This window comes from Stenotrophomonas sp. STEN035, from assembly GCF_056759935.1.
This window is the reverse complement of the sequence record NZ_JBRRDY010000004.1, coordinates 133,553-156,339: the sequence shown is the minus strand read 5'-3', so window position 1 is coordinate 156,339 and position 22,787 is coordinate 133,553. Positions and strand designations below refer to the sequence as shown.

The window sequence follows — 22,787 nt, the reverse complement described above, 5'->3', positions numbered from 1 at the left end:
AACCATCCGGTTTGACACGAGGTAAAAATTCCATTAATTCGCAATGGCGCGCAGCAACTTTCGTCCCCCCCGCGCCACCGAAGATGCCGCCATTCAAAACCGGAGCTGCAACCTGATGAACCGCACGTCCAGCACCCTCGCCGTCGCCATTGCCATCGCCCTTGGCGCCCCGGCCCTCCCCGCCTTGGCCCAGACCGCCGCCAATACCCTGGATACCGTGATCGTCACCGGTACCCGCGTCGCCGACCGCACCGTGGCCGAATCGCAGTCCCCGATCGACATCATCACCCCGGAAGCCCTGCAGTCCACCGGCACCGGCGAGCTGGCCACCGCGCTGTCACGCGCCCTGCCTTCGCTGAACTTCCCGCGCCCGGCCCTGACCGACGGCACCAGCGGCATCCGCCCGGCGCAGCTGCGCGGCCTCTCACCTGACCAGGTGCTGGTGCTGGTCAACGGCAAGCGCCGCCACACCTCGGCGATGATCAACGTCAACGGCAGCATCGGCCGTGGTTCTTCCGCAGTCGACATCAACGCCATTCCGATCGCCGCCATCGAGCGCGTGGAAGTGCTGCGTGACGGCGCCTCCGCCCAGTACGGCTCGGACGCCATCGCCGGTGTGGTCAACATCGTGCTCAAGGGCAGCGGCAAGGGCGGCAGCCTGGCCGTGGATTACGGCCAGTATTCGGCCGGTGATGGCAACAAGTACCAGCTCTCCGGCGACACTGGCGTCAGCTTCGCCGATGGCCGTGGCAGCGTGCATTTCGCCGGTCAGGTCAGCCAGCAGGACGAAAGCAACCGCGCCGGTCCTTACCGCGGCACCGCGCCGAATACCGGCAACTTCCCGTCCATCGGCGAGAAGACCTTCGTGGTCGGCGACCCGCGCGTGGATGCCACCGCCGCCTCGGTCAATGCCAGCTTCAACTTCAGCGACAACATCAGTGCCTACGCCAGCGCGCTGCTGAGCAACCGCGACATCACCTCGTTCGCGTTCTACCGTTCGCCCAACCACAGCGGCCAGACTGCGCTGCTGGCGCAGACCTACCCGGACGGCTATGTGCCGCAGATCAACCAGTACTCCAAGGACCGCTCGCTGGTGGCCGGCGTCAAGGGCAATACCGAGAGCGGCTGGACCTGGGATGTCAGCGTCAACCATGGTGAAAACACCCTGGATTTCCACACCCGCAACAGCATCAACTACAGCCTGGGTGTGAACAGCCCGACCTCGTTCTACGACGGCACGCTGAAGTACCAGCAGGACATCTTCAACGCGGACATCACCAAGTCGCTGGATTGGGGCCTGGCCTACCCGGTCACGCTGTCCTTCGGTGGTGAATACCGTCGTGAGAAGTGGGAACAGAACGCCGGTGAGCTGAACTCCTATACCGGCAGCGGCGCGCAGGGTTTCGGCGGCTTCACCCCGACCAACGAAGTACATAACGATCGCCACAACTACGCCGTCTATGCCGGGCTCGAAGCCGACCTGACCGAGAAGTTCTCCGCCGGCCTGACCGGTCGCTACGAGGACTACTCGGACTTCGGCGACAAGTTCTCCGGCAAGCTGTCGGCCCGCTACGCCTTCACCGACAAGGTTGCGCTGCGTGCCACCGCGTCCAGTGGTTTCCGCGCACCGTCGCTGGCCCAGCAGAGCTACCAGGCGGTAACCAGCACCATCATCAACGGCAACTTCGTTGACCGTGGCACCTTCCCCACCACCAGCCGTGCCGCACAGGCGCTGGGTGCCAGCCCGCTGAAGGCCGAAAGCTCCACCTCCTACAGCATCGGCCTGGTCGTGCAGCCGGTCGAGCGCCTGTACCTGACCGTCGATGCCTACCAGATCGACATCGACGATCGCATCGTGCTTTCCACCAACATCACCACCAACGCCGCCGCCAACGCGTTGCTGGCCGGTCTGGGGCTGCCGCAGGTCACTGCGTTTTCCTACTTCACCAATGGCGTGGACACCCGCACCCGCGGTGTCGATGCGGTATCCAGCTACACCATTCCGTTTGCCGCCAGCAATCTGGAGCTGACCGCTGCCTACAGCTACAACGAGACCGAGGTGAAGAAGTTCATCGCTTCGCCGGCAGTGTTCGGCAGCCTGGGCATTACCCAGTCGCTGATCGGTCGCGACGAAATCGGCCGCATCGAGGACAGCTTCCCGCGTGACAAGGCCATCGTCAGCGGCACCTGGCGCTCGGACCGCTGGGAGCTGGGTCTGTCGGCCACCCGCTACGGCAGCTTCACCGTGCGCAACTCGGCCACTGCTGCCCGCGACCAGACCTACGACGCCAGCTGGGTAGTGGACGCCTCGGCCAGCTTCAAGCCCAGCGAAAACTGGAAGCTGACCGTGGGTGCGGACAACCTGCTGGACCAGTACCCGGACCGCACCGCCGACCTGCAGAACTCGACCTGGGGCATGCTGCCGTACAGCAACTACTCGCCGTATGGTTTCAACGGCGCTTACGTGTACGGCCGTATCAGCTACACCTGGTAAGACCGGATTGATGTTGTGCCCGGTTTGATGTCGTGAAAGGAAGATGCCCTGGGAAACCGGGGCACCTTCTTTGTGCTGGATCGCAGTCGCCGGGCCACAACGCGTTGCGACGCGAGGACTACCTCAGACAGCGTTTGGAAACACCTTCGCACAGAGGAAGTCCACCAGCGCCCGCACCTTCGGCGACGGGTACTTGCTGGCCGGCCACAACACATTGAAAACACCGGCTCCACCCACCTGATCGACCAGGATCGGCTGCAGCAAACCAGCAGCCAGCGGCTCGCGGATGGCGAAGTCCGGCAGGTAGGCAATCCCCAGCCCGCGCAGCGCGAAGCACACGCGCGTCTCGATGTTGTTGCAGATCATCGAAGTCGGCAGTTGCAGCTCGGCCTCGCCCGGCTCGCGCCGCAGCGCCCAGGCCTCCAGCTTGCCGCTGTTGGGGAAGCGATAGTGCAGGCAGCTGTGCTGCTCAAGGTCGGCTGGGGTCTGCGGCACGCCGCAGCGCGCCAGATAGTCCGGCGACGCCACCAGCCGCATGTGGAAACTGCCCAGACGGCGTGCCGACAAGCGTGAATCAGCCGGTTCGCCGGTGCGCACCACCGCATCGAAGCCCTCCTCGATGACATCGACCATGCGGTCGGTGAAGTCCAGGTCCAGCTCGATCTGTGGATAGGCGCGCATGAATTCGCCCAGCACCGGCAGCATCAGCGAGCTCACCAACGGCAGGCTCACCCGCAGGCGTCCGCGTGGCGCCGCGCTGGCCTGCGAGAGCTCCAGCTCGGCGGCATCAATCTCGGCCAGGATGCGGCGGCTGCGCTCCAGGAATAGCGTGCCTTCGGCGGTGAGGGTCACGCTGCGGGTGCTGCGATGGAACAGGCGCACCCCCAGCTTCTCTTCCAGCCGCGCCACGCTCTTGCCGATCGCCGAGGCCGACACCCCGAGCTCACGCCCGGCCGCGACGAAGCTGCGCGTCTCGGCCACCTGCACAAACACCACGAAGCCGTTGAGGCTGTCCATGATCCGCCGCCCGTTTGATTGCGGACATTTTATTCCGCGCATCACGGAACTGCAGCCTGCTTTTTCTTCAATCGGGGGATTCCTATCGTCACCGCCTGCCCTTTCCATCGAGTCAGCCGCAATGACGATCCCCGCGTTCCCCCTACCTTCAACTGCCACGCCTGACCCGGTTTTGGCTCCCATCCAGACCGTCGTGCAGCAGGCACTGGACGAACAACGCCTGGTCGGCGCCGTGGTGCTGGTTGCCCGCAACGGCGAGCTGATCCACCGCCAGGCCAGCGGCCTCGCCGACCGCGCCAGCGCGCGCCCGATGAGGGTGGACACCGTGTTCCGGCTGGCTTCGGTCAGCAAGCCCATCGTTTCCACTGCGGCCATGGTGTTGGTGGCACAGGGCAAACTCGAGCTGGAGGCAGGCATCGAACACTGGCTGCCGGAATTCCGGCCGCGATTGGCCGACGGCCGTCCCGCTCGGATCAGCGCGCGGCAGCTGCTGAGCCATACCGCCGGTCTGAGTTACCGCTTTCTCGAAGCCGATACGGACGGTCCGTATGCACGGGCCGGCGTCTCCGACGGCATGGATGCCTCCGGCATCAGCCTGCAGGACAACCTGCGTCGCATCGCCGAAGTACCGCTGGCATACGAGCCCGGCAGCGCGTGGGGCTACTCGCTGGCAACCGATGTGCTGGGTGCGTTGATCGAGCGCATCCATGGCACTTCGCTGCAGCAGGCCGTGCAGCAGTTGCTCACCGGTCCGCTGGGCATGGGCGATACCGGCTTCGTCACAGGCGACCCGCAACGCGTGGCAACTGCCTATGTAAGCGACGCCCCGCAGCCACACCTGCTGGCCGAAGGTGAGATTGTTTCGCCCTTCGACGGCGCCATCGGCATCAGCTATAGCCCGGCGCGCATCTTCGATGCGCAGGCCTTCCCCTCGGCTGGCGCCGGCATGGCCGGCACTGCCGGCGATCTGCTGCGTCTGCTGGAAGCGCTGCGCGTGGGTGGCGACAGCCTGCTGCCGACCGAACTGATCACCGAAATGGGCCGCGACCAGACCGCTGGCCTGGAGCTGCCCAGCGCGCCGGGGTTCGGCTTCGGCCTGGGCTTCTCCGTGCTGCGCGACCCGGCGCTTGCCGCCACACCGGAATCGCCGGGCACCTGGCGCTGGGGCGGCGCCTACGGTCACTCCTGGTTCGTGGACCGGGCACAGGGCCTGAGCGTGGTCGCCTTCACCAACACATTGTACGAAGGCATGTCCGGTCGCTTCGTCACTGAGCTGCGCGATGCGGTCTACGCCACAGTGGAGCCACGTTGATGCGCGCCGCAAGCTCAGAGCGCCTGCCATTCGGCGCATTGTTGGCACTGGCGATGGCCGGCTTCATCACCATCCTCACCGAAGCACTGCCGGCCGGTCTGTTGCCGCAGATGGCACGTGGCCTTGGCGTGTCCGAGGCATGGATCGGACAGACAGTGACGATCTACGCCATCGGCTCGCTGCTTGCGGCGATTCCGCTGACCAGTGCGACCCAGGGCGTGCGCCGTCGCCCATTGCTGCTGGCGGCGATCGCCGGTTTCGCCATCGCCAATACCGTCACCACCTTCTCCAGCAGCTACGCACTGACGATGCTGGCACGCTTGCTGGCAGGCGTCTCCGCCGGACTGTTGTGGGCGTTGCTGGCGGGCTATGCGGCGCGCATGGTGCCGGCACATCAACAAGGCAAGGCCATTGCCATCGCGATGGTGGGCACGCCGCTGGCGTTGTCGCTGGGTGTGCCAGCCGGCACCTTGTTCGGCAACCTGCTGGGCTGGCGGGTCTGTTTTGGCGCGATGAGCCTGTTGGCGCTGGTGCTGATGCTGTGGGTGCGGTTCAAAGTGCCGGACTTCGCTGGGCAATCGGCAAACCGGCAACTGCCATTGCGACAGGTGTTCTCCATCGCCGGTGTGCGTCCGGTGCTGTTTGTGGTGCTGGGCTTCGTGCTGGCACACAACATCCTCTACACCTACGTCGCGCCATTCCTGACCGCGGCAGGCATGGGCGAGCGCACCGACCTGGTGCTGTTGGTGTTCGGCATGACCTCACTGCTGGGTATCTGGATCGTCGGCGTACTGGTCGATCAGCACCTGCGCGCGTTGACGCTTGCCAGTACCGTACTGTTCGGCACGGCCGCATTGGCATTGGGGCTGGCCAGTGAGGCGCCGCTGGTGGTCTATGCGGCAGTGGCGGTGTGGGGGCTGGCCTTCGGCGGTGCCGCGACGCTGTTCCAGACGGCGCTGGCAAAGACTGCCGGAGACGCCGCCGATGTCGCCCAATCCATGCTGGTCACTGCCTGGAACGCGGCAATCGCCGGTGGCGGCATCATCGGCGGCGCGGTGCTCGGGCGCTGGGGCGTTGCTGCGTTCGCCCCCGTGCTGCTGGTGCTGTTGCTGGCAACGCTGGTGGTGGTTTGGTTCGCCAGACGCCATGGATTTGCAGCCGCCGATGCTTCGTCCCGTGCTGCCAAAGCGGCGCAGGGCGGCCGCGGCGAGGCGCAGCCATGAACAGGTCCAGTGCGCTGTTCTTCATTGCCTTGGGGCTGTTCGGGCTTTATGCCGTCGAGTTCAGCGTGGTCGGCATCCTGCCAGCCATCATCCAGCGCCATGGCATCAGCGTGGCCCAGGCCGGTTGGCTGGTCGCGCTGTTCGCAGCGGTGGTTGCATTGTGCGGGCCTGCGCTGGTGCTGTGGTTTGGTCGCTTCGACCGTCGCAAGGTGCTGGTGGCGTCCTTGCTGGTCTTCAGCCTGTGCAGCCTGCTGTCAGCCTGGGCACCCAGCTTCGCGGTATTGATGGCGCTGCGTGTGCCCTGTGCCCTGCTGCACCCGGTGTTCTTCTCGATGGCCTTCGCCTCCGCTGTCGCGCTTTATCCGCCGCAACGCGCGGCGCATGCCACTGCGCTGGCCTTCTCCGGCACGACATTGGGACTGGTGCTGGGCGTGCCGGTGGCAAGCTGGATCGGAGCCACGTTGTCCTACGAAGCCCCGTTCCTGTTCTGCGCGGCGGTCAATCTGGCAGCTGCCATCGGCCTGTGGATCAAGCTGCCTGATGGGCGTGGAGCAACGCAGGCGATGACCGCCAATCCGCTGGTCGTGCTGCGCCGGAGCAAGGTGTGGCTGTCGATCGCAACCGCGGTATGCGTGTTCGCCGCGATGTTCTCGGTCTACAGCTATGCGGCCGAGTACCTCGCCCGGCAAGCCAAGCTGGACGGCGAGACGATCAGCCTGCTGCTCGGCGTCTTCGGTGTGGGCGGCGTACTTGGCAACCTGTTGGCAGGCCGCGCCTTGGACCGCCAGCTTGGCTGGACCGTGCTGGCATATCCGGTACTGCTTGCGGCGGCCTATGCGGTACTGCTGCGCTTCGCCTCACCGGCGTTGGCAGGGATGCTGCCGATCTGCCTGCTGTGGGGTGCAACCCACGCCAGCGGATTGATCGTCAGCCAGATGTGGATGAGCTCGGCCGCGCCCGAGGCACCCGAGTTCGCCACCAGCCTGTATGTTTCCGCCGCCAACCTCGGCGTGATGTTGGGCGCCGCGCTGGGTGGCAGCCTCATCGGCGTCCTGGGGATGGATGGAATCATCTGGAGTGGCTGGTTGTTTGCCGCGTTGGCGGCCGTCACGGTGCTGGCCAGGAAGCCATGGCAGGCCGCTCGTACTGCATGAAGGACGCAGTGCGTGCGGTCTTCAAGGGTGCCATCGCAACCCTCAATTCCAAAAAAATATCGGATATTTCCGGCATTTAGCCGCATGTACACCGGTAGCACCTTTAGAATCGAGACATCCCCACCCGACCCAGCGAGCCCTGATGCACCATGACACCGCCCTGATCAACATGCTTGCCATCGGCTTGGGCCTGGCCTTCGTGCTTGGTGCCCTGGCCAACAAACTGCGGCTGTCGCCGCTGGTGGGCTATCTGATTGCCGGTGTCATCGTGGGGCCGTTCACCCCGGGCTTTGTCGCCGACCAGGCGCTGGCCAACCAGCTGGCTGAAATCGGGGTGATGCTGCTGATGTTCGGGGTTGGCCTGCACTTCTCGTTGAAGGACTTGATGGCGGTCAAGGCCATCGCCATCCCAGGTGCCATCGGCCAGATCCTGGTCGCCACCCTGCTTGGCTGGGGCGTGGCCACGCTGATGGGCTGGCCAGTGCTGCATGGCGTGATTTTCGGTTTCTCGCTGGCCACCGCCTCCACCGTGGTGCTGCTGCGGGCGATGGAAGAACGCCGCCTGCTGGAAACCAAGCGCGGCAAGATCGCGGTCGGCTGGTTGATCGTTGAAGACCTGGCCTGTGTGCTGGCACTGGTGATGATGCCGGTGATCGCCGAGGTATTCGGCCCTGACGCGACCGGCAAGGAGTTGTCCATCGGCGGGCTGCTGGCCTCGATTGGCTGGACCTTCGTGCAGCTGGGCCTGTTCGTGGCGGTGATGCTGGTGGTCGGGCGCCGGGTGATCCCGTGGGTGCTGGAGAAAGTGGCCGGCACCGGTTCGCGCGAACTGTTCACCCTGTGCGTGCTGGCGATTGCCCTGGGTGTGGCATTCGGCGCCGCCGCCCTGTTCGGCGTGTCGTTCGCGCTGGGTGCGTTCTTCGCCGGCATGATGCTCAACGAATCCGAGCTCAGCCACAAGGCGGCGCACGATTCGCTGCCGTTGCGCGATGCGTTCGCGGTGTTGTTCTTCGTCTCGGTCGGCATGCTGTTCAACCCGATGATCATCGTCGAGCATCCCTGGCAGGTGCTGGCGACCGTATTGATCATCATGTTCGGCAAGTCGGCCGCAGCCTTCTTCATCGTGCGTGCGTTCGGCCATTCCAAGAGCACCGCGCTGACCATTTCCGCCTCGCTGGCGCAGATCGGCGAGTTCGCTTTCATCATCGCCGGCCTCGGCGTGGCGCTGAAGATCCTGCCGCCAACCGGGCAATCGCTGGTACTGGCCGGCGCACTGGTATCGATCATGCTCAACCCGGTGGTGTTCGGCCTGCTCGACCGCTGGCAGGCACGCCACAAGGAAACCACGCCGGTACCGGAAGTGCCCGAAATCCCACCGGGTCCATCGCTGGACCTGCAGGACCACGCCATCGTGGTCGGCTATGGCAGGGTCGGCAGCGAGCTGGCCCAGGTGCTGCGCGACCGCGGCGTGCCGGTGCTGGTGATCGACGACAACCGCGAGCATGTGGAACGTGCGCACGCTGCCGGTATTCCCGGCATCCGTGGTAGCGCTGCTTCGGACAAGGTGCTGGCCGAGGCCCATCCCGAACGGGCGACGATTGCGGTGCTGGCGATTCCGCAGCCGCTGGAATCGGGCGAGGTACTGGCCAAGCTGCGCGCCATCAACCCCAACCTGACCCTGCTGGCGCGCGCGCACAGCGATGCCGAGGTCAAGCATCTGCTCGACCACGGCGCCGATGGCACGGTAATGGCCGAGCGCGAGCTGGCTTATTCGCTGGCGGAGATGATCATGTCCACCCCGCCCTACCGCAGCCTGCGCCCGGGCATGCCTCAGCCGGCGGCCAGCGGGACATAAATATCGGCGCGCAGGATGGCCTCGGGGACTTCTTCCGGGTCGTCGAGGAAGTGGTAGTGCAGCGGCGCATCGCGCAGGGCGTGACCGCTGCCTGGCAACCAGTCGCGCAACACCTGGTCGGTGGCATCTTCCAGCAGGGAGTAGCTACCGACATGGCGCAGCCGCGCCATGCGGCCGCCGCCAAGCACCAAGCACTGCAGCGATTCCGGCAACGCCGGCAGTTCCGCATCCAGCGCAAGCGCGCAATCGAACAGCAGCTCCTCGGCGGGCAGCTCGCGGTGGTCGCCCAGCGGCACGCCGATCAGCTGCTGCAGCTGCTCGACCAGGCCCTGCTCCGCAGCCCAGCCGAACAGTTCGCCGAACACGCCATCCAGGTCGTCGAAGGCCCCGCGCGCGCGCAGCGCCACCACTTCGAAGGGTTCCAGAGTGACGACCTCCACGCTCAGCGGCGCGGGCTGTTCGGCTGGCGGCAATGGCCGTGACAGCTGCTCGATACTGGCGGCCAAACGCCTGGGATCTTCCCGCAACTCACTGGCGCTGGCATCCACCGTTTCGCGCAGCACCCGCGCCAAGGCTTGCGGTGTGTCGTAACCCGCCAACAGCGCGATCTCGGTGACACTGGCATCGCTATGCGCCAAGCGTTGCAGAGCCTTGACCACGCGCAGCCGCTGCACGGTGCGGCCAATGGTTTCGCCAGTCAGTGCGCGGTACACACGATGGAAATGGAACGGCGAGTAATGGGCGATGGCCGCCAGTGCATCCAGATCCGGCAATGGCCCGCCGACATCGATGCTTTGCTGCAGGCAAGCGATGACCCGGTCCAGGCGAGGCAACTGCGCGACATTGGCTTTCATTGCGGCATCTCCGTTTTAAGTGGGGTTATTGCAGCGCGCCTGCTCAGCGCTGGCGTTTCCGATCTTGCGCAAGCTTGGCATCCGCACCGGGCAGACCCGCCAGATGGTCCTGCAGCAACACGATGGCCTGGCGCACTTTCGCCGGCTGCGTCTGCCGATGCGGGGTGACCGCCCAAACCGGCAATGGCGGCACCTCCCATTCCGGCAACAAGCGCTGCAGGCTTCCGGATTCCAGCAGCGGCGCAGCATCCAGACTGGTCAGCACCGCCACACCCAATCCGGCTTCGCACAGACGTAGTACCGCCGGCTGATTCTGGCTGGCGATACGCGGGTGCGCGGGCACCAGTCGCTCCTCGCCGCTCTCACTGTGCCGCCAGACCAGCCCCGGCACCTGCGGCATGCCCAGCCATTCGGCCGCTGGCACCTGCAACGGATCACTGGGCAGTCCGTGCCTCTGCAGCCAAGCCGGTGCCGCGCAGGGCCAGCGTTGCAGGCTGCCCAAGCGTTGCGCCATCCAATCACTGTCCGGCAACTGGCCGAAGCGCAGCGCCAGGTCGATGCGTGCCTGCAGCAGATCAGTCCAACCGTCGTCGAAGAACAGGTGCAGGCGCAGCTGCGGGTTGTCCTGCAGCCAGCCGCCCAGGGCCGGGCCGATATGCGCGGCCATGCCCAGCGGCGCTGACAGCCGCAGCTCACCGCTGGGTGCCTGCCGGGCCGCCGATAGTTCGGCCTCGGCCTCACCCGCTGCATCCAGCAGGCGCGCACAGGCAGCGTAGTAGCGGCTTCCGACATCCGTCAGCGCCAAGCGCCGCGTCGAACGGTGCAGCAAGGCCACGCCAGCGTCCTGCTCCAAGGCGCGTACCTGCTGACTGACCGCCGAGGTACTCATGCCCAGCGCCCGCGCCGCCGCACTCATTGAACCGTGCTGCACCACCTGGGCAAACAAGGCCATCCGTTTGACACTGTCCATCGGCCACCTCCGTGCCGCCATTGTGAAGCACAGCTTCAAGGTGATTGTGTTTTTTTGCGACTGCCGCTGCCCCGGCAATCGGCGGAGACTGGCCACATTCCCCACCCCAAGGACGTTTCCATGAAAGTTGCCCTGATCGGTGCCACCGGCTTTGTCGGCAAGGCCGTACTCGAAGAACTGCTGAGCCGCGGCCATGACGTGACCGCGCTGGTCCGTGACCCAGCCAAGCTGGAAGCCCGCCCGCAGCTGCAGGTGGTCAAGGCCGATGTGCGCAATGCCGATGAAGTGCGCGCTGCCGTTGCCGGTACCGATGCGGTGATCAGCGCCTACAACGCCGGCTGGGCCAACCCGGACCTGTACAACGAGTTCCTCCGCGGTACCCGCGCGATCGTGGCCGGGACCAAGGCCGCAGGCGTGAAGCGCTACATCGTGATTGGCGGTGCCGGCAGCCTGTACGCAGCGGACGGCACCCAGCTGGTGGACTCGCCCAGCTTCCCGGCGGCGATCTATCCCGGTGCCAGTGCGGCCCGTGATGCGCTGACCGAGCTGCGCAATGAAACGGCGTTGGAGTGGACCCAGCTAAGCCCGCCGGTTGCCTTCCATCCGGGCAGCGCGACCGAGCGCACCGGCACGTACCGGGTTGGCGGCGAGACCCCGCTGAGCACCGGCGATGGCCCGGGCACGATCAGTGCCGCGGATCTGGCGGTGGCAGTGGTGGATGAGCTGGACGCGCCAAAGCATGTTGGTGAACGGTTTACGGTTGCTTGGTGAGTTTCTTGCGCTAGAAGCTTCCCCTCACCCCAACCCCTCTCCCGCAAGCGGGAGAGGGGCTCGCATTGCTGGCGCTCGTAGTCCACTAGCCCCTCTCCCGCGCGCGGGAGAGGGGTTGGGGTGAGGGCAGCTTCGAACAAGCAGACCCAGCTCCTGACTTTCCTCTGCAGCGTCCGAGCCGCTTCTCAAGCCCCAGCCAACGCCTGTTCCAGATCCGCCAGCAAGTCATCGATGTGTTCGATGCCCACCGACAGACGCACGGTATCCAGTGTCACCCCCGCCTTCTCCAATTCCGCCGCATCCAACTGCCGATGCGTGGTGGACGCCGGATGCGTCGCCAAGGACTTGGCATCGCCAAGATTCACCAGCCGCGTGAACAACTGCAGCGCATCCAGGAAGCGCGCCCCGGCCTCACGCCCGCCCGGCAAGCCAAACGTCAACACGCCAGAGCCCTGCCCGCGCAGGTACTTCTGCACCAGCGCATGCTCCGGATGGTCTGGCAATGCCCCGTAGTTCACCCACGCGACCTTCGCGTGCTTCTGCAGGTAAGTGGCCACCGCCAGCGTATTGCTGTTGATCCGGTCCATGCGCAGCGCCAACGTCTCGATTCCCTGCAGGATCTGGAACGCGTTGAATGGCGAAATCGCCGCGCCCATGTTGCGCAATGGCACCACCCGCGCACGACCAATGAACGCCGCCGGGCCAAGTGCCTCGGTATAGACCACGCCGTGGTAACTCACATCCGGCGTATTGAGGCGCGGGAAGCGCTCCTTGTGCTCCGCCCACGGGAAACGACCGGAATCGACAATCGCGCCGCCAAGGCTGGTGCCATGGCCGCCGAGATACTTGGTCAAGGAATGCACCACGATATCCGCGCCGAAATCGAAGGAACGCTGCAGATACGGCGTGGCGACAGTGTTGTCGACGATCACCGGCACACCATGCGCATGCGCGATCTTGGCGATGGCTTCGATATCGGTGACGTTGCCGCGCGGGTTGCCGATGGATTCGACGAACACCGCCTTGGTGCGCTCATCGATCAAGGCCGCAAACGCCTGCGGATCGCGGTAGTCGGCAAAGCGGGTCTGGATGCCGAACTGCGGCAGCGTATGCGCGAACAGGTTGTAGGTGCCGCCGTACAAGGCGCTGGAGGCAAGGATGTTGTCGCCGGCCTCGGCGATGGTCTGGATGGCGTAGGTGATCGCGGCCTGGCCCGAGGCCAGCGCCAACGCACCGATGCCGCCTTCCAAGGCCGCGATGCGCTTTTCCAGCACATCGGTGGTCGGGTTCATGATGCGGGTGTAGATATTGCCCTGCACCTTGAGGTCGAAAAGGTCGGCACCGTGCTGGGTGTCGTCGAAGGCGTAGGCAACGGTCTGGTAGATCGGCACCGCGACTGCGCGGGTGGTCGGATCGGGGGAATAGCCGCCGTGCACGGCGATGGTTTCAGGCTTCCACTGCGGATCGGTCATCGGAGTGCTCGCTAAGGAGTGACCGCTGACGATAGCCGAGGATGGATGGCAACCGGTGGACGGTTGCAGGGGTTACTTGTGAGGGGATGGAATCTTCTGATGCATTTTCAGCTAGAAGCTTCCCCTCACCCCAACCCCTCTCCCGCGTGCGGGAGAGGGGCTCAGATCGCGTCAGCTGCCCGTGCACTAGCCCCTCTCCCGTTTACGGGAGAGGGGTTGGGGTGAGGGCAGCTTTTAAAGCACGTGGATCTTTGGGCTCTCAACCCTTGCCAAACTGCAAATGCCCACCACCGCCGGCTTCCACCTTGATGGTGTCGCCGCTGGCGAACTCGCCGGACAGGATCTTCTGCGCCAGCGGGTTCTCCAGCTGGGCCTGGATCGCACGCTTCAACGGACGTGCGCCATACACCGGATCGAAGCCGACATTGCTCAACACATCGAAGGCCGAATCCGACACGTCCAGGCGCAGGCCACGCTCGCCAAGCCGCTTCTCCAGCCCACGCATCTGGATGCGTGCGATCTGCTTGATCTGCTGCTTGTCCAGCGGGTGGAACACGACGATGTCGTCCAGGCGGTTGATGAACTCCGGACGGAAGTGCGCCTGCACAACGCCCATCACCGCCGCCTTCATCTGCGTATAGGCTTCTGGGCTGTCGTCACCACTCATGTCCTGGATCTGGTGCGAGCCCAGGTTCGAGGTCATCACGATGACGGTGTTGCGGAAGTCCACCGTGCGGCCCTGGCCGTCGGTCAAGCGACCGTCGTCCAGCACCTGCAGCAGGATGTTGAACACATCCGGATGCGCCTTCTCCACTTCGTCCAGCAGGATCACGCTGTACGGGCGACGACGCACCGCCTCGGTCAGGTAGCCACCTTCTTCGTAGCCCACATAACCCGGGGGCGCACCGATCAGGCGCGACACGCTGTGCTTCTCCATGAACTCACTCATGTCGATGCGCACCATCGCGTCGGGCGAGTCGAACAGGAAGTCGGCCAGCGCCTTGGTCAGCTCGGTCTTGCCCACGCCGGTCGGGCCCAGGAACAGGAACGAGCCGCTCGGGCGATTCGGGTCCGACAGGCCGGCGCGCGAACGCCGCACCGCATCAGAGACCACGCGGATCGCTTCTTCCTGCCCAACCACGCGGTTGTGCAGCATGTCCTCCATGCGCAGCAGCTTGTCACGCTCGCCTTCCAGCATCTTGCTGACCGGGATACCGGTCCAGCGCGAGACGACCTCGGCGATTTCCTCGTCGGTCACCTTGTCCTGCACCAGCCGGAAGTCCTTGCGGTCCACTTCCTGCGCGGCAGCGAGCTGCTTTTCCAGGTTCGGCAGCAAGCCGTACTGGATCTCGCTCATCTTGGCGAAATCCTGGCGGCGCTGAGCGGCTTCCAGATCCAGCTTGGCCTTCTCGACCTGCTCCTTGATCTTGGTCGCGCCCTGCAGCGCAGCCTTCTCCGACTTCCAGATTTCGTTGAGGTCGGAGAACTCGCGCTCCAGCGTGTCGATGTCGGCTTCCAGATCGGCCAGGCGCTTGCGCGAGGCGTCATCCTTCTCCTTTTTCAGCATTTCGCGCTGGATCTTGAGCTGGATCAGACGACGTTCCAGACGATCAAGCTCTTCCGGCTTGGAGTCGATCTCCATGCGAATACGCGAGGCAGCCTCGTCCATCAGGTCGATGGCCTTGTCCGGCAGCTGACGATCAGTGATGTAGCGGTTCGACAGCGTCGCAGCCGCAACCACGGCCGGATCGGTGATCTCCACGCCGTGGTGCACCGCGTAGCGTTCCTTCAGGCCACGCAGGATGGCGATGGTGTCCTCGACCGTCGGCTCACCGACAAACACCTTCTGGAAGCGGCGCTCCAGCGCAGCGTCCTTCTCGATGTACTGGCGGTACTCGTCCAGTGTGGTGGCGCCGATGCAATGCAGCTCGCCACGCGCAAGCGCCGGCTTGAGCATGTTGCCCGCATCCATTGCACCTTCGCCCTTGCCGGCACCGACCATGGTGTGCAGTTCGTCGATGAACAGGATGATCTGGCCTTCGTTCTTGGACAGGTCATTGAGCACGGCCTTCAGCCGCTCTTCGAACTCGCCGCGGAACTTGGCACCGGCAATCAACGCACCCATGTCCAGCGAGAGCACGCGCTTGCCGCGCAGGCCCTCTGGCACTTCGTCGTTGATGATGCGCTGGGCCAGACCTTCGACAATCGCGGTCTTGCCCACGCCGGGTTCACCGATCAGCACCGGGTTGTTCTTGGTACGGCGCTGCAGCACCTGGATGGTGCGGCGGATTTCCTCGTCGCGACCAATCACCGGGTCGAGCTTGCCGCTCTCGGCACGCGCGGTCAGGTCGATGGTGTACTTTTCCAGCGCCTGGCGCTGCTCTTCGGCGTTTTCGCTTTGCACGGTTTCTCCGCCGCGCAGCTTGTCGATCGCGGCCTTTATCTTGTTTTTATCAGCACCAGCAGCACGCAGGGCCATGCCGGCCGGGCCGCCATCGTCCACTGCCGCCAGCAGGAACCACTCGCTGGCGATGAACTGGTCGTTGTGCTGCTGGGCCAGCTTGTCGGTGTTGTTGAGCAGGCGATTGAGATCATTGCCCATCGACAGGCTGCCGGCCTGGCCGGACACCTTTGGCAATGCATCCAGCGCCTCGGTCAGCCGCTCGCGCAGCACCGGCACGTTGACGCCGGCCTGGGCCAGCAAGGGCCGGCTGCTGCCACCGGGCTGATCGAGCAGCGCGCTGAGCACATGCACCGGCTCGATGATGTTGTTATCACGGCCAACCGCCAGCGACTGGGCATCTGCCAAGGCTTTCTGGAAATTGGAGGTGAGCTTATCCATCCGCATGGGTCTTCTTCCTCAAAGTTGGGAGGCCAGCATTGCTGGCGATACTGAATCAAGTGCGGTTGCAACGGCGTGATTCAAGGGTGAATAGCGCCTTTGTTCAGCTGCAATCGAGATCCGCTCCAAGTATCGCCAGCCGCCGAGGTCGCAACCTTGATCCAACGCAAGCGGCAGCAGCACTCAGCCGCGCGTGATCACCGCGCGCAGGGCCCGCAACTGCTGCTTCACCGCCTGTTGCTGCCCGGCATCCATGCGCAGCAGGGCTTTCTGCCCGATCGACAGCGATTGCAGGGCCGGGTCAACGAAGCGGTAGCGGCCCTTGCCATCCGGCTCCACCGCCAGCGGACGGGCCGGCTCAGGGGTCTGCAGCAGGTGGTCGATCACCGCCACCAGCCTGTCGTTGAAATGACCGTCGGAGTGGCCGATATCGCGGTAGGCCTGCTGCAGCAAGGGATAGAAGCGCTTGTAAGCCGCCGCTACCGCGCCAGCATCAGCGCGGGTAAAGGCTTCCACATATGGCGCATAGCGCGTGGCATTGGCGGCTGCCAACTGCTCAACACCGGCACTGCCCTGCTCCACCTGCAGCGCGCCAGGCAGCGGCCGCAACGCCATCGCCGAACCGGGCAGGCTGGGCTGGGTGAGGTTGTCGACATGCACCACCACGCGCTGGATCAGCTGTTCGCGCAGCAGCACGGCCAGGGCATCCGCGGGAAACAGCCCGCTCAACGCCTGCCAGCTGGAGGCATCGCTATCTGCCAGTGCAGGCAAGGCCGGATCGGCGGCGACATCGAGCGGATACTTTGCCGCGGCAGCGGGTTGCGCCGCACCTGGCGCTTGGATTGCCGGCGTCGCCGGGCTGTCAGCCGGTGTTGCAACGGCCGCCACCGGCTGGCGCAGCTGCGCTACATCGTCACGGAACATCCACCATGCAGCGCCGCCAACCGCGACGACGCCAACCACTGCCCAGGGCCACACTGCTTTGCGCTTCTGCATCACTTGCACCTTTATTGCATGTGATGGTGTGACCCTGTATATCCCGCCGGGTTCCCCGGCGGTTCAAGCCTCGTGCATCAACGCTGTTTCTGCAGCGACATCAGGCCGATGACGACCGCCAGCACCGCATAGGCAGCTGACACCTGCAAAGTTATCGACTGACGCAGGCCTTCCAGCTGCCACGGCAGGTAAATGCCGCCGCGCGGATCGGTGGAATGGATCACGCCAAACACGCTCAACACTGCAGCCACAAACAACAGGCTCACTGCCACGCCGGGACGGCGCTCGATCAAGGCCACCAGGGCCGCCGCCCAGATCATCGCGCTGATGATGAAACCATTGCCCAGCAACTGCAGCGTGGCCACATCCGACAGGCCATGGCCGTCGACCGCCGCATACAGTGCTGCCGCTGCATCCGGTGCCACCCAGGTGCCGAACTTGATGTTGATCAGGTAGGCGATCGCCGGCAGGAAGGCCAACGCCACGGCAATCGCGTGCTCACGCTTGGTCTGCTGGAAAGCCTGCACGGTGATATCCAGGCCGACGAAGACGATGATCGGTGCCAACACTGCCACCGGCAACCACTGCACCAATCCGGCGACGACGCCCAACATGCCGCCGATGCCGATGAACAGGCCGGTGAGCAGCGTGTAACCGGTGCGTGCGCCCAAGCGCTTGTACGCCGGCTGGCCGATGTAAGGCGTGGTCTGCGCGACGCCGCCGCAGACGCCAGCAATCAGCGTGGCGATGGCCTCGACCAGCAGGATGTCGCGGGTGCGGTAATCGTCACCGGCGGCGCGTGCGCTCTCGGCCACGTTGATACCACCCACCACCATCAGCAGGCCGAACGGCAGCAGCAGCGACAGGTACGGCACGGTCAACGGCAGGCCTTCGACGAAGCCCAGCGTCGGCAGCGGCAAGGCCACGGCGAAGGAGATGGCCGGTGGCCACTGGAAGCCGGTCAGTGCGCCCGCCGCGCCCAGCCCGTAATACAGCACCACACCAACCAGCAGCGCGAACAGCACGCCCGGCAAACGCAGCGGCACCACGCCACGTGCAACCAGCACATAAAGCAACACGCCCAGCGTGACCAGGCCAACCAGCGGCTGGCGCATGCTCTCGATCAGCGGTAGGAAGCCAAGCAGGGTCAGCGCCGCACCGCCGATGGAGCCGAGCAGCGCCGCACGCGGCACGTGGCGGGTAACCGCATCGCCGACGAAGGACAGCACCAGCTTGAGCAGGCCCATCACCACCAGCGAGGCCATGCCCAGCTTCCAGGTCGCCATTGCGGCTGTCTGCGGGTCCATGCCCAGCTGCTTGAAGCCGACGAAGGCCGGGCCCAACACCAACAAGGCCATGCCGATGCTGGTCGGTGCATCCAGGCCCAGTGGCATCGCGGTGACGTCATCACGGCCAGTGCGGGCAGCCAGGCGGCGTGCCATCACCGTGTACATCAGGTTGCCGATCAACACGCCGAAGGCGGTGCCCGGGAACATGCGGCCAAAAACCACATCGGCAGGGAACTGAAAGATGCCGACCAGCGCCATCGCGATGAAGCCGAGGATCGACAGGTTGTCGACCACCAGGCCGAAGAAGCCATTGAGATCGCCGGCGACGAACCAACGTGGGCGGGATGCGGATGCAGAAGAATTCATGGGGGATATCGTCAGGAATGCGGAGCGATGGTAACGCCGGGAAAATGCGTGCGAGTGGAACAGATCATTCGTTCGTGGGCAGTTTCACCCAGCCCAGCACCGGGCCACGGCTGGGATTGCGGTAACGCAGCTGCAGCCAGCCGTCGGCTTCGTCCAGCAGCTCGACGTGGTCGCCTTTGAGCAGATAGCGCTTGGTCGAGGTGTCACCGGCCCGGCTGTACAGCAGCAGCTTGTCCGCCACCACCGATGCGCCGCGGCCCGGCATCGGGGCGTCCTTCAGCGGCGGATCGAAGGCATTCCAGATGGCGGTTTCGAGCCGCTTGCCTGCGGCATCCCAGGTGCTCCACACCGTGAGGATCTCCGCATCTTCCACTTCGGCCAGCGCCAACACCTGCGCGAGCGCTTCGGTGTCGAGGAAGGCATTGCGCATCGATCGGTAGAGATAGACCTGCCCGCCCTGGTAGCGGTAGATGTCGCTGTACCACATCGGCCCGCTGCGACAGCTGCTGCTGAGCGTGCGTGTGGCCGGGTCCGGGGTCAGCGACCAGAAACCTTCACAGCTGATCTCCGGGCCCTCGGGTGCTGCCAATGCGCGGAACTGGCCACTGGCCGGCTCGTACAGGTAAACCGTGACTGATTCGTTGACCTGGCCCAGCGTCGCACTGCTATCCAGGTCCTGATAACCGTCGAAGTTATAGTCGGCGTGGCCCAGCCGCGTACCGCCGCCTTCCTCGTTCGTGGACGCAGGCAGCACCTGCCGGGCCGGTGAGCGGCTGGTGCCCACCTCCACGCTGCCGTCGCCCAGCAAGCGCGCATGCGCGCTGACGCCGGCAGCGACCTCGAAGCGGATCTGGCTGTCATCTGCCGCAAATGCCGGCGCGGCCAGCAGCGAAACCGCTGCAATCAGCAAGCCGCGCGCGGCAAAACGGCAGCGGGACGTGGATATCAGGGACATCATCGAGAAGCTCATCTGCGGTTGGAGGCTGCCCGCAGGCTAGCCGATCCAGTGCGGATCAGAACGAAACCTCGACCGGCTGCCGCGACCACAGCACCGACTGGTGCCTGGTGGCCTGCTTCCACGCCAGGCGGATGGCTTCGATGTCGTTGCGACGCTGCGGGCTGTCCTCGTGCAGGATCACCAGCACTTTGGTGCGCAGTCGGTTGGGCTCGGGGGCGCCGCGGAACAGCCACTGGCCGTAGGCATCGAACACGGTCAGGCCATCGGGGAAGCGCGGGGTGACTTCCTTGTCGAGGAAGGCGCGCCACTGGGCCTCGCTGATCACATCGGTCTGCTCACGTGCCGACGGCCCGGTTTCCTCGCCCACGCCGAAATACAGCTCGCTGCGCACCCAGCCACCGGCTTCGGCCGGCCGCGCGGCATCGCCGTGCAGCTGGGCGCTCGGCGCCGGCTCCGCAGCAGGTGGGGCAGCGTTGGCACTGGCGGCAACGGCAAATAGCAGGGGCAACAGGACAGCGTGCAACTTCATGGAAAACCTCCGGACAGGAACGACACGGTGGCATCCAAGGCACCGCAGGGGATATCGCGTTTGGTTATCAGCCAATTGCCAGCAGGACTTGCATCCCGGGCACTGTTAACGCGAAGATAATATATCGCTTCATCCGGATGGATGTAAGTCTTGACGTCATCAGCAATCCCTCCCCCCGCCCTTCCCCAACGTATTCCCGGAGTTCCCATGTCCCGCCCCACCTCGGCCCCGCTCGGCCTGGCCATCGCGCTGGCGCTGTCTTCCCCCGCTTTTGCCCAAAATGCCCAGCAGGCCACCAATCTGGACACGGTCATCGTCACCGGCACCCGTGCGGTGGACCGCACCGTGCTGGAATCCACCTCGCCGGTGGACGTGCTCAGCGCCGAGGACATCCGCAAGGCCGGGGTGGTCAACGGCGAGCTGGGCAGCGCGCTGCAGGCGCTGCTGCCCTCGTTCAACTTCCCGCGCCAGTCCAACTCCGGCGGTGCCGACCACATCCGCGCCGCCCAGCTGCGTGGCCTGTCGCCCGACCACGTGCTGGTGCTGATCAACGGCAAGCGCCGCCACAACAGCGCCCTGGTCAACACCGACAGCAAGATCGGCAAGGGCACCACGCCGGTCGACTTCAATGCCATCCCGGTCAGCGCAATCAAGCGCATCGAGGTGCTGCGTGACGGCGCCGGCGCGCTGTATGGCTCCGATGCGGTGGCCGGCGTGATCAACGTGATCCTCGACGACGCGCCGGAAGGTGGCGCCATCGAAGCCAGCTTCGGCGCGCACCACACCGACCTCAAGCCGATCGACCGCACCCTGACCGACGGCCAGACCAGCTACTTCAGCGCCAAGGTCGGCACCGCGCTGACGGACGACGGCGGCTTCCTGCGCGTCGGCCTGGAACTGAAGAACCGCGAAGCCACCAACCGTGCCGGTTTCGACCAGATCCCGCCGTGGGAAGCGCAGACCCCGGACAATCTGGCCCTGGCCGGCAAGCGCAATTACTCGCTGGGCGATGGCGCCAGCAAGGACCTCAATGCCTGGTTCAATGCCGAAATTCCGTTCGGCACTGCCTCCAAGGCCTATGCCTTCGGCACCTACAACCAACGCGACACCGAAGGCGCCAACTACTTCCGTTACCCGGATGGCGAGGCCAACTGGAAGGAGCTGTATCCGAACGGCTACCGCCCGATCTCCGAAGGCGAAAACCTGGACGTGCAGCTGGTGGCCGGTGCCCGCGGCGAGCTGGGCGACTGGAATTACGACGCCAGCCTCGACCACGGCCGCAACGAGTTCACCTATCGCCTGCGCAACTCGCTCAACGCTTCGCTTGGCCCGACCAGCCCAACCAGCTTCAAGACCGCCGATTTCAGCTTCGCCCAGACCGTGGCCAACCTGGATTTCGGCCGCATCTTCGTGCGCGCCAATGACACCCACAGCCTCGGCTTCGGCATCGAAGGCCGTCACGAGCGCTATGAAACCGGCGCTGGCGACCCGGCCAGCTATGCCGCCGGCCCGTATACCGACCGCCCGACCGGCTCGCAGGCTGGCGGCGGGCTGACCCCGCAGGACGAGGCCGATCTGTCGCGCGATGTGATCAGTGCCTACACCAGCCTGTCCTCGACCTTCGGCGAGAAGTTCTCCACCGATATCGCCGCCCGTTATGAGCATTACGAAGATTTCGGCGGCGAACTGACCGGCAAGATCGGTGCGCGCTACGCATTCGCGCCGGCGTTCGCGCTGCGTGGTTCGGTCTCCAACAACTTCCACGCGCCGTCGCTGAGCCAGATCGGCTACGAATCCACCTCGACCGGCTATACCGCCGGTGGCCAGCTGGTGCAGGGCCGCCTGTTGTCGGTCAACAATCCGATCGCACGTGCCTTGGGCGCTACTGACCTGAAGCCGGAAAAGTCGATCAACTACAGCCTCGGCTTCACCAGCCAGATCGGCAGCCACTTCGACCTGTCGCTGGACCTGTTCCAGATCGATATCGATGACCGTATCGCACTGTCGGAAAGCATCACTGGCGATGCACTGACCGATTTCGTGCAGCAGCAGTTCGGCATCGGCGGTCTGGAAAGCGCGCACTACTTCGTCAACGCCGCCGATACGCGCACCCGTGGCGCCGAGTTCGTCGGCAACTGGCGGCAGTCGCTGGGTGACGGCGAGCTGCTGTTGACCGGCACCTGGAGCTACGCCAAGACCGAGCTGAAGAATGTCGTCGCCACCCCGTCGCAGCTGCTGGCACTGAACCCGGACTACGTGCTGTTCGGCGTGGAGGAGAGCAATACGCTGACCGACGCTGCACCGCGCACGCGCGCGCAGTTCGCCGCCAGCTGGGCCAATGACAACTGGTCGTTGAGCAGCAGGGTCAGCCGTCATGGCAGCGCCAAGCGCGTCTTCGATTTTGGCGGCGGCTATGTCCCGACCCAGACCTACCAGGCTGAGTGGCAGCTGGATGCGGAAGTCGAGTACCGCATTACCCCGCAGTGGAGCGTGGCGGTTGGCGGACAGAACCTGACCGACAACTACCCGGACAAGTCGAACGAAGACATCTACTACTTCGGCAACCTGCCGTATGACGTGTTGTCGCCGATTGGCAGCAATGGTGCGTATTGGTACGGGCGGGTGCGGTTTACGTTCTGATTTGGGTGCGAGGGGAGAGAGATTACTTGTTAAAAGCTTCCCCTC

General features: G+C 65.0%; 16 protein-coding genes. 7 read left to right on the top strand and 9 right to left on the bottom strand.

What is annotated here, in order from left to right; all coding sequences use genetic code 11:
- Positions 1–115: 115 nt before the first annotated feature.
- Positions 116–2,494, top strand: coding sequence for a TonB-dependent receptor plug domain-containing protein (locus ACVOLL_RS03665; protein WP_481511631.1), 2,379 nt, complete (start codon positions 116–118; stop codon positions 2,492–2,494).
- A gap of 123 nt (positions 2,495–2,617) precedes the next feature.
- Here ACVOLL_RS03665 and ACVOLL_RS03660 read toward each other — a convergent pair whose 3' ends face one another.
- Positions 2,618–3,511, bottom strand: a complete 894-nt coding sequence (locus ACVOLL_RS03660) for a LysR family transcriptional regulator (protein ID WP_481511630.1) — start codon at positions 3,509–3,511, stop codon at positions 2,618–2,620.
- A gap of 121 nt (positions 3,512–3,632) precedes the next feature.
- On the opposite strand from ACVOLL_RS03660, the gene ACVOLL_RS03655 reads away from it, so the two are divergent.
- The 4 genes from ACVOLL_RS03655 (at position 3,633) to ybaL (ending at position 9,055) form a co-directional block, all read left to right on the top strand.
- Positions 3,633–4,823 carry a serine hydrolase domain-containing protein gene (locus tag ACVOLL_RS03655; protein ID WP_481511629.1) on the top strand — a complete coding sequence of 397 codons (1,191 nt, stop codon included), beginning with the start codon at positions 3,633–3,635 and terminating at the stop codon, positions 4,821–4,823.
- A complete protein-coding gene (locus ACVOLL_RS03650; protein WP_481511628.1) occupies positions 4,823–6,046 on the top strand; it encodes an MFS transporter in 1,224 nt (407 codons plus the stop codon). Before ACVOLL_RS03655 ends, ACVOLL_RS03650 begins: the two co-directional genes overlap by 1 nt.
- Positions 6,043–7,200 (top strand): MFS transporter, encoded by a 1,158-nt coding sequence (locus ACVOLL_RS03645; RefSeq protein WP_481511627.1) that lies wholly within the window; start codon positions 6,043–6,045, stop codon positions 7,198–7,200. Before ACVOLL_RS03650 ends, ACVOLL_RS03645 begins: the two co-directional genes overlap by 4 nt.
- A 142-nt stretch (positions 7,201–7,342) precedes the next feature.
- Entirely contained in the window at positions 7,343–9,055 is a 1,713-nt protein-coding gene (gene ybaL / locus ACVOLL_RS03640; RefSeq protein ID WP_481511626.1) for a YbaL family putative K(+) efflux transporter, read from the top strand.
- Here the strand turns inward: ybaL and ACVOLL_RS03635 are convergent.
- Both ACVOLL_RS03635 and ACVOLL_RS03630 read right to left on the bottom strand, forming a co-directional pair.
- Positions 9,031–9,909, bottom strand: a complete 879-nt coding sequence (locus ACVOLL_RS03635) for an AraC family transcriptional regulator (protein WP_481511625.1) — start codon at positions 9,907–9,909, stop codon at positions 9,031–9,033. The two genes, ybaL and ACVOLL_RS03635, sit on opposite strands and share 25 nt — an antisense overlap.
- 43 nt (positions 9,910–9,952) lie before the next feature.
- Complete coding sequence (locus ACVOLL_RS03630; protein ID WP_481511624.1) at positions 9,953–10,879, bottom strand: LysR family transcriptional regulator; 927 nt, start codon at positions 10,877–10,879, stop codon at positions 9,953–9,955.
- 120 nt (positions 10,880–10,999) lie between these two features.
- On the opposite strand from ACVOLL_RS03630, the gene ACVOLL_RS03625 reads away from it, so the two are divergent.
- Positions 11,000–11,650, top strand: a complete 651-nt coding sequence (locus tag ACVOLL_RS03625; protein WP_481511623.1) for an NAD(P)-dependent oxidoreductase — start codon at positions 11,000–11,002, stop codon at positions 11,648–11,650.
- A 185-nt stretch (positions 11,651–11,835) separates the two neighbouring features.
- Here the strand turns inward: ACVOLL_RS03625 and ACVOLL_RS03620 are convergent, their stop codons facing one another.
- The 6 genes from ACVOLL_RS03620 to ACVOLL_RS03595 form a co-directional block, all read right to left on the bottom strand.
- Complete coding sequence (locus ACVOLL_RS03620; RefSeq protein WP_481511622.1) at positions 11,836–13,122, bottom strand: O-acetylhomoserine aminocarboxypropyltransferase/cysteine synthase family protein; 1,287 nt, start codon at positions 13,120–13,122, stop codon at positions 11,836–11,838.
- Positions 13,123–13,381: 259 nt separating this feature from the next.
- Complete coding sequence (gene clpB, locus ACVOLL_RS03615) at positions 13,382–15,970, bottom strand: ATP-dependent chaperone ClpB (RefSeq protein ID WP_481511621.1); 2,589 nt, start codon at positions 15,968–15,970, stop codon at positions 13,382–13,384.
- 177 nt (positions 15,971–16,147) lie between these two features.
- Positions 16,148–16,960, bottom strand: a complete 813-nt coding sequence (locus tag ACVOLL_RS03610; RefSeq protein ID WP_481511620.1) for a DUF3014 domain-containing protein — start codon at positions 16,958–16,960, stop codon at positions 16,148–16,150.
- 77 nt (positions 16,961–17,037) lie between these two features.
- On the bottom strand, positions 17,038–18,615 hold the full coding sequence (locus ACVOLL_RS03605; protein WP_481511619.1) for a hypothetical protein: 1,578 nt from the start codon (positions 18,613–18,615) through the stop codon (positions 17,038–17,040).
- A gap of 64 nt (positions 18,616–18,679) precedes the next feature.
- Positions 18,680–19,573 (bottom strand): XAC2610-related protein, encoded by an 894-nt coding sequence (locus tag ACVOLL_RS03600; protein ID WP_481511618.1) that lies wholly within the window; start codon positions 19,571–19,573, stop codon positions 18,680–18,682.
- 55 nt (positions 19,574–19,628) lie between these two features.
- Positions 19,629–20,102, bottom strand: a complete 474-nt coding sequence (locus ACVOLL_RS03595) for a DUF3574 domain-containing protein (protein WP_481511617.1) — start codon at positions 20,100–20,102, stop codon at positions 19,629–19,631.
- Between the two features lie 207 nt (positions 20,103–20,309).
- Here ACVOLL_RS03595 and ACVOLL_RS03590 point away from each other — a divergent pair, with 207 nt between their 5' ends.
- Positions 20,310–22,742 carry a TonB-dependent receptor plug domain-containing protein gene (locus ACVOLL_RS03590; RefSeq protein ID WP_481511616.1) on the top strand — a complete coding sequence of 811 codons (2,433 nt, stop codon included), beginning with the start codon at positions 20,310–20,312 and terminating at the stop codon, positions 22,740–22,742.
- The last annotated feature ends 45 nt before the right edge of the window (positions 22,743–22,787 follow it).